This is a genomic window from Kitasatospora sp. NPDC022856, assembly GCF_055561235.1.
This window is the reverse complement of sequence record NZ_JBVHHE010000044.1, coordinates 1-11586: the sequence shown is the minus strand read 5'-3', so window position 1 is coordinate 11586 and position 11586 is coordinate 1. Positions and strand designations below refer to the sequence as shown.

At 72.0% G+C, this 11586-nt stretch carries 7 protein-coding genes and 1 riboswitch; of the genes, 3 read left to right on the top strand and 4 right to left on the bottom strand.

What is annotated here, in order from left to right:
• Positions 1 to 130: 130 nt before the first annotated feature.
• Positions 131 to 323, bottom strand: a riboswitch (cobalamin riboswitch).
• An 81-nt stretch (positions 324 to 404) separates the two neighbouring features.
• On the bottom strand, positions 405 to 1673 hold the full coding sequence (locus ACZ34W_RS33040) for an ATP-binding protein (protein WP_465609420.1): 1269 nt from the start codon (positions 1671 to 1673) through the stop codon (positions 405 to 407).
• Between the two features lie 670 nt (positions 1674 to 2343).
• Here ACZ34W_RS33040 and ACZ34W_RS33035 point away from each other — a divergent pair.
• Positions 2344 to 4605: an HAD-IIB family hydrolase gene (locus ACZ34W_RS33035; protein WP_465609418.1), complete on the top strand. Its 2262-nt coding sequence runs from the start codon at positions 2344 to 2346 to the stop codon at positions 4603 to 4605.
• A 200-nt stretch (positions 4606 to 4805) separates the two neighbouring features.
• On the opposite strand, the gene ACZ34W_RS33030 is transcribed toward ACZ34W_RS33035, so the two are convergent.
• Positions 4806 to 4994, bottom strand: coding sequence for a hypothetical protein (locus ACZ34W_RS33030; RefSeq protein WP_465609416.1), 189 nt, complete (start codon positions 4992 to 4994; stop codon positions 4806 to 4808).
• A 1550-nt stretch (positions 4995 to 6544) separates the two neighbouring features.
• Between ACZ34W_RS33030 and ACZ34W_RS33025 the strand changes: the two genes are divergently transcribed.
• Complete coding sequence (locus ACZ34W_RS33025; protein WP_465609414.1) at positions 6545 to 7183, top strand: hypothetical protein; 639 nt, start codon at positions 6545 to 6547, stop codon at positions 7181 to 7183.
• 114 nt (positions 7184 to 7297) lie between these two features.
• Here the strand turns inward: ACZ34W_RS33025 and ACZ34W_RS33020 are convergent, their stop codons facing one another.
• Entirely contained in the window at positions 7298 to 8593 is a 1296-nt protein-coding gene (locus ACZ34W_RS33020; RefSeq protein ID WP_465609412.1) for a hypothetical protein, read from the bottom strand.
• An 804-nt stretch (positions 8594 to 9397) separates the two neighbouring features.
• On the opposite strand from ACZ34W_RS33020, the gene ACZ34W_RS33015 reads away from it, so the two are divergent.
• The gene (locus tag ACZ34W_RS33015; protein ID WP_465609410.1) at positions 9398 to 9772 is read left to right on the top strand and encodes a hypothetical protein; all 375 of its coding nucleotides are present in this window, start codon (positions 9398 to 9400) and stop codon (positions 9770 to 9772) included.
• A 77-nt stretch (positions 9773 to 9849) separates the two neighbouring features.
• Here the strand turns inward: ACZ34W_RS33015 and ACZ34W_RS33010 are convergent.
• A partial coding sequence (locus ACZ34W_RS33010; RefSeq protein WP_465609408.1) for an ATP-binding protein occupies positions 9850 to 11586 on the bottom strand: 1737 nt, incomplete at its 5' end.

Sequence of the window (11586 nt, the reverse complement as noted above, 5' to 3'; positions counted from 1 at the left end):
TACGGCGGTCCGGCGGTTGACGTCAGCGTCGGGGGCGGAGTTGTGCCCCGACGGTCAGCACGGCAGGGCAAGGGGCAGCGAAACGGGAAAGGCGGCCCGGAGTCATGCGTGTCGTCTCCATCCTCGTGGAAAGCACGGACCACCCGCGGCCGGTATCCTGACTCCCGGATCCACGCCCGCCCCCAGGCCTTCCCGGCTGGCTGCCAGCGGCCGTCATCCACGAGGACGAACTCCCCGGTCACAGTGGCGGGACCGTGCCGGACTCACACCGGCTTCCCTGACACCGCGGACCTGGCATCGACCATATAGTTGGACGTCCTAGTAAGTCCAGAGGCCCGGGCGCCGCGGCGCGCCCTGGGAATCCCCGCCACTGCGACCGAGGGCGACCGCCGACCCGGGCCGCCTCAGGTGCGCCCGTAGCGGACCGCCTGGCCGGCGAACTCCCGGGCCATCTCCTCGGTCACGGTCGGCCGGGTGCGCCGGATGGCGTCCAGGTAGTCCTCGGTGCCGGGTTCGGTGCGTTCCCCCGTGTCGAGGGTGTGCTCGAAGACGGCCTGGGCGACCGCCATGGCGACCTGCCGGATGTCGGCGGGGGTGAAGCCGCTGCTGGCGCCGGCCAGCACAGCCGTGTCGGCCGCCGTGCCCGTCCTGGCGGTGTAGCCGGCCCAGAGGGCGTTGCGGGCCTCGTGGTCCGGCGGCCCCACCGGCAGGACGTAGTCGAACCGGCCGTGGCGCAGGAACGCCGGGTCCAGGGCGGCCACCGAGTTGGTGGCGCAGACGAGCAGCCGGCCCTCCCGGTCGCGGAACCGCACGATCGACTTGAGGAGCTCGTTGACCACGCCTACCGACGCGGGATCGGCGAGGCTGCGGGTGCCGGCGACCTCCTCGACTTCGTCGATGAAGACCAGCACGTGGTCCAGCTGCGCCATCTCCTCGAAGCGGCGGCCGAGCCCCGTGGCGAGCCCGTCCTCCGAAGCGATCCGCGAGGGGAAGAACTCTACGAACGGCCAGCCGAGCCGGCCGGCCACGGCCTTGGCGAAGGTGCTCTTGCCCGTGCCCGGCGGGCCGAACAGCACGACCGCGCGCGGCGGTTCCACCCCGTGGGCGTCCGCGAGTTCGGGATTGGCCAGCGGCAGCACCAGCCGCCGTTCGATGAGCCGCTTCTCGTCGGCCATCCCCGTGAGCTGCCCCCAGAGGCTGGCCTCGGGCACCACCGCGCCCAGCGAGGCCAGCACCGTCGTGCCCTGGCCAGTCACCGCCTGCGGTTTCTCGAAGTAGGTGAGCCCCCGGTGAGGACGGAACCCGGAGTTGCCCAGCGCCGCGGCGCCGGTCTCCTCCTCGGGCAGCAGGGCCGCGACGACTCGCGCCCCGGCATCCTGCAGTCGGTGCTCCAGCGCGGACAGCAGCGCCGTCCCCAGCCCGAGGTTCCGCCAGGCGGGGTGCAGCGCGATCCGCAGCACCCAGGCCCGGTCCCCGTCCACCCGGCCCACCGCCGTGCCCACCAGACGCCCGTCGGCCACCGCGACGACGCTCGGATTCTGCGCCTGCAGCGCGGCGACGAGCTCGGAGAGCCGGAAGACGGCGGGTCGGTCCGTGGTGGCGCTCTCACCGTCGAGCCGCACCACCGCTTCGAGATCGTCGGGAGTGAATTCCCGAACGTGCCACACCGCCATACCGAGCCTCGAACGCCACGATTCCGGGGCTTCCATCATCGTCCCTCCACCGCCCACCCGCTCGCCCGGAGGGCGGCACCGCGGGTGCGATCCGTCGGCCAAGGGGCCCTGGCGCCCCTCGGTCGCCTCGGTCGTTCCAGGCCGCTCAGGATCACGTCCAGCGCGAACTCGAACTTTCCGGGAGTCGGGGGCGCTTGCGGCCGCTCGACCGCTACCAGGCTCTGGAACGTCACCGACGGCAAAGGCACCGTGTACACGTTCGACTCGCCCACCACGGCGGGTCTCGCCGCCAGTACCGACTTGGGCACCCTCAAAGCGTCGAAATTCCTTTCACCTGCCCGGGCGGCAACTCCACCGGAAGCGGACGGGTCACGTGGTCTGATCCCGGCACCACCCCCTCCGACTTCCCCATCACCGGCGGGGGCGGTACGCCCCGACGGCGTGACCGTCCTGCCCCTGTCCGGCAGTGTGGCGGCCGGCCGTCAGGCGCCCGGCGCACAGATCGGCGCCTGGCGCACCACCGAGCCCCACGCCGTGCGTCACCACCGTTTCACGCCCGATTCACTCGGTGCCCGGCTCGTGTTAGCGTCCGATGATCCTGATCCGAGCTGCGTCCAGGCCCGTCGGCCGGAGCGCAGCTCCATGGGGCGATCGGCGAGGGGGCACCACCATGGCAGCACCGGAGACGAATCGGCGGACGGCGGAGCAGCGGACCGGGTGGGCTGCCGGGCGGACGATCACCGCACCACCCCGAGCAGGACGTTCGGCGAGGGTCCTGGTCACCGATCTGGACGGCACGCTGCTCGGCGGCGACCGGGCCGACCGCCGCCGGCTGCACGATGCCCTGGCCCGGCACCCGGAGGTGACCGTGGTCTTCGCGACCGGCCGCGGGCTCTCCTCAGTACGCGAGGTGCTGCGGGAGCCGCTGGTGCCCAGACCGCGCTGGATCATCGCCGATGTCGGGGCGAGCGTCATCGACGGCACCGACCAGAGCCCGGTCGCGGACCTGCAGCACCGACTGCGCAGCGGCTGGCCCGGGGCCGAACGCGTAAGGGCCGCGCTGCGGCGCTTCCCGGCGCTGGTCTACCAGCACGGCGTGGCTCAGGACGGCCGCTGCTCGTTCCACCTGCGCCCGGACCAGCTGACCCCGGAACTCACCGAGACCGTCCGAGCGCTGGGCTGCGGCTGGCTCTACTCGGCGGACCGCTACTTCGACGTGCTCCCGCGCGGTGCGAGCAAGGGCGGCGCGCTGGCGGCGCTGGCCGCCCAGCAGAACTGGCCGATGAGTTCCGTCCTGGTCGCCGGTGACTCCCTCAACGACCTGTCGCTGTACGGGCTCGGCGCGCACGGTGTGATCGTCGGCAATGCCGAACCCGCCCTGCGCGCCGCCGTCCCCGACGACCGAGCCGTCCACCGGCCCGACCGGCCCGGCGCCGCCGGCATCCTGGCTGCCCTGCAAGAGCTCGGCTGGATCGAGCGCGACTACCCACTCGTGGTCGGCTACCACCGCCCGCCCGTCCGCCTGACACCCGGCGGATGGCGCCCGCCGGCGAGCCCGAACGGCATCCTGCCCACCCTGCGCAGCCTGTTCGCCGCCAACCCCCAGGCGATCTGGGCCACCGCCGCCGTTCTCGGACCGCACGCCCGTGCCGGCCGCCTGGACGGGCACGACACCGGTCTGCCGCTCTCCTTCGTCCCGCTGACTCCCGCCGAGTGGGCCGCCTACTTCCACCGAGCGTGCAAGGAGACGCTCTGGCCGGTGCTGATGTCGCAGCCCCGGCGGCTGCGCTTCGACCCGGAGACCTGGACCGGTTACCGCGAGGTGAACGCCCGCTTCGCCGACCACATCGCCGCCCGCGCGGCACCGGGCGCCACCGTATGGCTGCACGACTACAACCTGTGGCTCGTCCCCGGGCTGCTCCGCCCGGTCCGCCCCGACCTGCGGATCGGCCTGTTCCACCACACCCCGTTTCCCGCGCCCGAGGTCTTCGCGGTCCTGCCCACCGCCGCCGAGATCCGCGCCTCGCTGAGTCACCTGGACTGGGCCGGCTTCCACACCGAGACCTTCGCCGAACACTTCCGCCGGACCCTCGTCGCAAGCCCGGGCGCGGCCCGCGTCGACGTTCCGCGCATCGGCGTCCACCCGCTCGGCATCGACCGCGAGGCCATCGCCTCGGCGGCCCGGGCCAGCGTCCGTACCCGTTCCCCGGCCCGAACGAAGGCCCCTACCGACCCTCCCCGTGCCGGCTCGGCCGACGGGCCGCTCGTGCTCTCCGTCGAACGGCTCGACTACGCCAAGGCCCCCGTGCAGAAGGTCGATGCCGTCGCGGCCCTGCTCGCCCGGCGTCCCGAGCTGCGGGGACGACTGCGGTTCCGGCTGGTCTGCCCGCCTCCCGAGCCCGGCATCACCTCGTACGACGTGACCCGGCAAGTGCTGGAGAGCCGCATTGCTGAGGTCAACCAAGCCTGGAGCAAGAGGAGTTGGAAGCCCATCGAGTATCTTCCGCGCAGCCTGCCCTTCACCGAGGTGATCGACCACTACCTCGACGCCGACGTGCTCTGGGTGACCTCCCTGCAGGACGGGATGAACCTGACCGCGAAGGAGTTCATCGCGTCCCAGCGGGCTGTCGGCCGCTCCGGGGTGCTGGTGCTCTCCCGCCACGCGGGAGCAGCCGCCCAACTCGGAGCCGCCGCGCTGCTCACCGACCCCCACTCACCCGAGGACCTGGCGGACACCCTGCACCGGGCGCTGACCCTCGGGTCCGACGAGCGCCGTCGGCGATTGGAACGCCTCGCCGACCTGCTCGGCGACGACCATCCCGCCGTCTGGGCCGCTGGTATCACCGCTGCCATCCGCGGCGACGACTCCCCGGATGCCTCCCGTGATGCCTCCCGGGAGGGCTCCGACGCCATGTCGGTCGCCGAGCGGTGACGGCGCGCGGAGCCCGCCGTCGGCGCTCGTGCGCCGGAACCGGCGGCGCAGGCTGGTGGAAGGGCCCCACCGGTGTGACGTCGCCACGTCCCACCCGCATGCGTGTGCGGTGTTCACGACCTGCGACGGGCCGCCCGGGCTGGCCCCGCCCACCGGTCGGCCGTCTACCGCATCGTGCAGGAGACGTTCGGCCGGCGGTACTACGCGAAGGACGGCCGCCGGCCGAAGGGGCGGCGCCGCAGGCGGGTGGCGGTCGTGGCGTCGTCACGCTTCGCCATCCCGGCCAGCCGGTCCGCCTGGTGACCGGTCAGCCGGGGCGGTGGGCCCGAGCCGTTGTCGGCGGTGTGGAGCGGGATCAGGGCGGTGACGAGTGCCAAGTAGTCGCTCATTCCAGGGTTCCCTTCGGTCTTCATCCTCTGACCTCAAGGGTGACGTACCGTCATGACGATAGTTTTGCAGGCGTGTCTCGTCCTGGTGGCCGTGGGGTGGACGTCGGGCCCTGGATGTTGCCGGGGGCCGCGCGAGTGTTACGGCGCGACGGAGGAGGCTGGAACGTCGACGAAGCAGGCAGGCGGCACGGCCGTGCGGATCCGCACTGACGTGACCCGGCGGGACGACCTGCGGGCTTTGGTCGGGCCGACCGGTGAGTGGAACGCGACGACGCGGCTGTCGACGAGCAGGTCCGACATGCCGCCCTGCTCCACCAACCTCGCCGGAGGGCAGCGGTCACCTTCCCCGGTCGTAGCCGGACACCACCCCTGCCCCGTCCGGCGCCGCATCACCGACGTCACCGCCGGCCAGGTGGCACCGTCGGTTCTGTCGGGTCAGTGGCCTGCGGCACGATGCGGGGCATGTGACGGCCCATGGTGGCCGGGCATCGTCTCTGCCTTGAGCGGATGACGCTGCGTGCGACGACGTCGCGGCGCCGCTGGAGCCAGCGGCCGGATGTCGGTGCCGACGGCCGTCGCTTCCGCGCCGCAGCCGGTTGGCGATCCGGTCCGCCCGCTCGGAGCGGACACCCTCTCAGGCACCCGGGGTGATGAGGGGGTTGTGGCGCAAAGAGGCCGCCCCCGCATCTCTGCGGAAACGGCCCACGCCCTGCATAGAAGCTGAGCTGAACAACAGGATTTGTACCTGCACCCCCGACGCCCAAGCGATCCCGCTATCCCCCGACCGAGAGGCCGGGGCGAGATTTCGCGATCACGAGCCGCAGAATCAGGGCTCCTGTTTCTCTGATCTGCATCTGCACCTCCTCGTGATCGTCCTGCCGGTAAGTCCTCCGGCGCTGTCCAGGTTACTCCGGGAAGGCGCGAATTGGGGCAATTCGGATGCACGAAGGCCCCGAATACCGTCGCGCCAGTTCACCAGCGCGGCTGTCGGCCGATCGAGCCGCCAGGGCAGGCACCGGCCGTGCGGCCGAACGGCCCACGGGCATCCGGACGAGCCGTTCCCTGGAGCGAGCCCGTTGCTCTGCGCGGTGCTCTGCCGGTGGTGGGCCGCAACGCGGGCCGGAGCCGCGGCCGATGCTTACAAGTCGGTCTGGCTCGGGTGTCGCGGGGCGCGGGGTGAGAGCCAGGGCGATGCTCAGACGACAGCACGCCAGTGCGGTGTGGAGCTCGCGCGGCCGCGTCGGGCAAGCCGGGAGCGCCGGCCATGAGGGGGCTCGTTGGTGGGATGGAGGTGCCCGGGCGGAATCGGCACAGGAGAACCGCACGGCCGCGGCGGACCGGTCGGAGGCTTCGGCGAGCGGCTGCCGGGCCAGCTGTCGACCGTGTTCAACGGCACCCCGCGTCGGCGCACCGGTCCGCAACGGCTGCAGGGTTGGCTCTTTCGGATGGCGCAAGGGTATGTCGGTCGGAACCTCCGATTGGCGTGTTCACACCCGTGCCACTCTGGGATTTCCAGTGAGGATGTCTCCGAACGAGAGGGAATCGGTGCCATGAGGAGAATCGCGCGCGGGCTGGCGGTACTCGGGGTGGTCGCGGCGACGGTTGCGCCTGTGCCAGCGCAGGCGCAGGCGCAGATCCGGCTGTTCCATCCTGCGGAGCTCGGAATCCGGTTCAACCCCGATGGCGTTCCCGGCCAGTGCGGCGGAAGGACGGGTGATCAATGGGTCGAGGAAAGAACCTGGACCGACGCCATCCGTTTCGATACCGACAGTCGTCCGGGCGGCTGCCAGCTGGCGTTCGGCGTTTACGACCCCGACAGCGACCTGGAGGGCGTGTCTCTCGCTTACGACCTCCGCTCCACCCCCGGCGGGGACCCGGCACAGTGCGGCAACCAGGGCACATTCAGGATGCCGATCACCAGGGATGCCCGAACCTTCGGTCCCGCCGTCCGGATCGACACCGACAGTCGTCCGGGCGGCTGCAACCTCACCTTCGCCGTGCCGCAGATCAAGCAGACGTACGTCGCCCTCGACATCCAGTACGACCCGGACGGCGACCCCGCCCAGTGCCACAACACCGGGCGCAGCTGGGCCGAAACCGACCGTGGCCCGGTGACGATCGGCATCGACACCGACGACCGTCCCGGAGGGTGTCGGCTCCAACTCCGGCTCAGGGTAGGAACGGGCTGACCGCAAAGAGGCCGCCCAGGCGGCCGTCACCTACCAGTACGTGTTCTGCGACAACCTCCCGCTTCCCCGCGCGGCAGGAAGGAAGTGCCCGGGTGACGGCGACTGTGAGAACGATCAGAAGGGCAGCCGCAGGGCGAGGGTCTCCATCGAACCTGGTCGGCGTCGCACAGGTGGCCTGCATGGCCTCCTGCGGCAGCGCGTCCCCCGAACGAGAGGAATCACCGATGAGACAGGGCGGCACGTCCTGTCGGCCGTCCGATTGTGAAGCTCCCTGAGCTGCGGCCTAGGTCGGCGAGCGTGAGAGACCTCAACTGCGCATGACCTTGGGGGGCCGCGGCCGCCGGCTACGGCCTCGACCTGACCCGCGTCGTACTCGCCGACCATCCCGGCGAGCACCACGCCGAGGTGATCACCGCGCTCGCCGCCGCCTGCCCCGTCGTCATCGCCACCGCCCCCACCGGCCTCCAGCCTCGCGCCCTCGAACGTCTCGCCGCCCAAGGCGTGGAGCAGGGTGGCGCGTTGGTCGAGTGGCTCCAGGTACTGGCGGGCGAGGGCGATCTCCTCGCCGGCCCGCTGTGGGTCGGCGAACGCGGTGACCAGGGCCAGGCGGCTCTGCGCGATGGCCCGCTCACCGGGCGCGTCGTGCTGCTCGGCCTCGGCCCGTCCGTCCCGCAGGGCCTGGGCGGCCGCGGTGAAGTCGCCCTGCGGCCACAGGATGTCGCCTCGGACGCGGTGGCGGCGGCTCTTCCACGTCAGCGTGGAGGCGGCGGCCAGCGCGGCGGGGAAGTCGCCGTGGACGGGGGCGAGGTTGGCGATGCCGCGCTGTGCCTGCGGGGCGAGGCGTCCGCCTTGGGCGGCGACGTGGTGCATGCCTTCGAGGGCGGCGGTGGTGCGGCCGAGGTCTTTGTCGGCCCTGGCCCGGTAGTAGCGGGCCAGCTGGGCCAGCTCGTCGGTGTGCAGGCCGCTGTCCAGGACGGTGGTCAGGCGGTGGGCGGTGTGGGCGCGGTGTTCGTGCTGGTGGTGGCTGATGGCGGTCAGCAGGTCGGCCAGGGCGTCGGCGGGTGTGTCCGCGGCTCGGCCGTCGCCCTGCGCGGGCGGGGCGATGGGCTCCCACACGGAGTTGTCGACGTAGGCGAACGCGGCGTCCGTCGGCCAGGACAGGTCGTTCAGGTGGTGGTCGCGGGCGAGGCGCAGGCCTTGGCGCAGGCACGCGACGAGCCAGGCCCGGCCGGGCGCGGGGGAGTGGTCCCGCCACTGCTCGCCGAGTGCGGCCAGGGCCCGCTGGGCGGCCTGGTGCCAGTCGGTGGGGGTCCACCGGTCGGCCGCCTGGGTTTCGTCGGTGCGCAACGCGGTGCGGATGGCACCGTGCAGGTGATAGGGCCACGCCGCGTAGGGGTCTTCGCTGATCATGGGGCGTTCGACGAGGCGGCGGGCGGTGGCCTGGTGGGTGAGGCCGGCGGCCTGGGTGGCCCGGTCGAGGTCGAAGGCGGTCGCTGCCGGTGGAGGCGGACCAGGAGAGGTCGATGCGGATGGGCGGCAGCCGCTCGCCCACGCAGACGTTTGTGCCCCACTGCTGTGGCCGCTGACCGCCGGCGGCGAGGGAGGCTTCGAGCTTGCGCAGCAGGGTGGACTTCCCGACGCCGCCGACGCCGTGGAAGGTGATCACGTTGGTGCGGGGCGTCTCCAGATCCTCGACATCGAAGGTGGGCGAAGCGATGGTGCGCAGGTGTTCCTCGACGGCGGTGGCCACCAGGGACCACTTCGCTCTCGGTTGGTGAACGCCTCGTCCGCGTCGACGGGTCGTTGGAGCTGAACGACGCGCGAAGGTCGGCCACGAAAGTCCCCCAGAACATGTCATCTGAGGCCGATTTAGGTGATGGGCCAGGTCAAGGAGCAGGATCGAACGGAAATGGGCCGCGAACGGGCCACTGGCCGGCCTGTCCGGGCGGTCGGCGGTGACGTCCCGGCCGAGACCGTTCGAAGCCCTCGAGGTGGTTCGCCGTGCACACTCCCCCGTCCCCAGGTCGATCGGGGTCGCGCCGACGGCGGTGTGACTTTCCGTGGGAGGTGCGCGGAGCCGGCTGGACTCGTCGCTCGGTGAGCTACGCCGCCGGGATTTCGGTAGTCGGCTACGTGGATCCCTCGATGTGGCCGGCCCGTCGCGGGGGGAGCGTGGGAGGGCAAGCCTGCGTTGCCCCCGGATCCCATTGGCAGGTGAACGACATGCTGATGCGCCGACCACGCGACATCCGTCCCCCGCGGACCGCGCTTTACCTCCGGTGCTACCCGTTCGACGTCACCGGGATGGAGTGCCAGCGCCGTGCGCTGGAGTGCCTCGCTCAGCGGCATGGCCTGCCCGAGCCGTTCGCCTACCTGGACAACGGACGCCGGTCCGGGGGCCGGCTGCCTCGGCTGGAGTGTCTCGTGCGGGCCATCGAGCAGGGCTGGATCGACCAGGTGCTGATTCCCGGCCCGTTCGTGTTCGCGCTGGACGACCGCGAGGCCGAGGCTGTGGCACTGCGGCTGCGGCGGCTCGGTTGCCGCTTGGTCGAGCTGCCCGTTGGCGGGGGCGCGCCCCCGGTGGCGTAGGTGCGCCGGGCCGGTCCGCGGCCGGGACACGGTCCGATCCCGGAAGACGGGCCGGTTGTGCCCGCCGTGGCCCGGTGCTACGCGTGCGGCGGGTGGTCCGGCCGTGTGGGGCGTGCGGGGCGGGGGGTGTCGGCGGCGAGGTTCTGTTCGGTGATCAGGAGGGCGGCCTGGGTGCGGGAGGTGCAGCCGAGTTTGGTGAGGATGTTGGAGACGTGGGTTTCGGCGGTGCGCTGGGCGATCACCAGGCGGTCGGCGATCTCCTTGTTGGACAGTCCCTCGGCCAGCAGGCCCGCGACCTGTGCCTCCCGGCGGGTGAGCTGTGAGGCGGGCCGGTCCGGTTCGGCGGTGGTCGGCGGCGGGGTCTGGGGCTCGCCGAGGGCGTAGGCGACGGCCTCGTCCGGGGTGAGTTCGAGCCCGCTCTGGTAGGCGTGAGTGAAGGCCGGCTGGCCCAGGGCTTGCTTCGCGGCCCGGAGCAGGTCGCCCCGGTCGTGGCCGCCGGCCGACTGGTTGCTCTTGACGATGTCCTCGTAGTCGATGAAGCTGTCGATGTTGAGCCCGAGCGGCTTCAGGAACGCGTTGCTGGCGCCGAACAGGCGCGCGCCGCGTTCGTGGTCACCGGATGTCACCGCGCACCAGGCGAGGGCGTCCGTTGTGGCGCAGAGGCCCAGCAGGTCGCGGAACGGATGTTTGAGCCGGACGGCCTCCTTGAGCTGTCCTTCCGCGTCCCCGTCCGGCCCCTGGTGCGCGGCGGCGAACATCCCCATGGCGTAGAGCGTCCATGACTGGATCCACTGGTCCCCGTGCTCGCGGCAGGCGGCGAGGCAGTCCCCGCCGACGGTGCGGACCACGTCACCGAGGTTCCCCATCGCCGCCGCGATGGTGAGCTGCATCTGGGCGTGGCGCAGGTGCGGGTTGGCGTCGCCGAGGGCGCGTTCCAGCTCGATGCCCTCGTGGAGGAGGAGAAACCCACGGGCCGGATCGTCTCCGAGGAGTTGCGTGAATCCCGACAGGCAGGTGGCGTGGGCGAGGCGGGCCGGATCGTCCAGGTCGGCGGCCAGCCGGCGGGACTCGTCCAGCATGGCGATGGACTGGCGGACGGCGGGCCCGCCCGGATCTCCGGCGGAGATCTTGATCATGCTGGCGGCCCAGAGGGCGTCGGCCCGCTGTGGGCCGGGTTCCGGGCAGGCGGCCAGGGCCCGGTCGAGCCAGAGCATGCCTTCCCGGTGTGGGCCGGCCATGGTCCAGTAGGGCCACAGGGCGGCGGCCATGTGGAGGGCGGCCGGTGCCTGGTCGGGTTGGGTGAGGCTGTACTCCAGGGCGGTGCGCAGGTTGGCGTGCTCGGCGCGGGTGGCGGTGAACAGGTCGACCTGGCCGGGGCCGAACCAGTGCTCCTCGACGTGTTCGGCCAGGTGCAGGTAGTGGTCGCGGTGGCGGCGGCGCAGCGTGTCCTCCTCGCCGGCGGAGCGCAGGTGTTCGTGGCCGTACTGGCGCAGGGTTTCGAGCATGCGGTAGCGGGTGTGTCCGTGGTCGTCCTCTCGGGTGAGGACGGATTTGTCGACCAGGGCGGTGACGGTGTCGAGGACGTCCTCGCGGGTGAGGTCGTGGTCGGTGCAGACGCTCTGGGCGGCGGTGAGGTCGCAGCCGCCGGCGAAGACGGACAGGCGGGCCCACAGGAGGCGCTCCTGGGTGGAGCAGAGTTCGAAGCTCCAGTCGACGGTGGCGCGCAGCGAGTGGTGGCGGGCGGTGGTGTGGCGTTGTCGGCGGGTGAGGAGGTGGTAGTGCTCGTTCTGGCGTGTGAGGAGTTCTTCGACGGA

Excerpts from the sequence above, each read along its gene's own strand:
- ACZ34W_RS33040 (WP_465609420.1), bottom strand. The coding sequence starts at position 1,673 with ATGGCGGTGTGGCACGTTCGGGAATTCACTCCCGACGATCTCGAAGCG.
- ACZ34W_RS33035 (WP_465609418.1), top strand. The coding sequence starts at position 2,344 with ATGGCAGCACCGGAGACGAATCGGCGGACGGCGGAGCAGCGGACCGGG.
- ACZ34W_RS33030 (WP_465609416.1), bottom strand. The coding sequence starts at position 4,994 with ATGAGCGACTACTTGGCACTCGTCACCGCCCTGATCCCGCTCCACACC.
- ACZ34W_RS33025 (WP_465609414.1), top strand. The coding sequence starts at position 6,545 with ATGAGGAGAATCGCGCGCGGGCTGGCGGTACTCGGGGTGGTCGCGGCG.
- ACZ34W_RS33020 (WP_465609412.1), bottom strand. The coding sequence starts at position 8,593 with ATGATCAGCGAAGACCCCTACGCGGCGTGGCCCTATCACCTGCACGGT.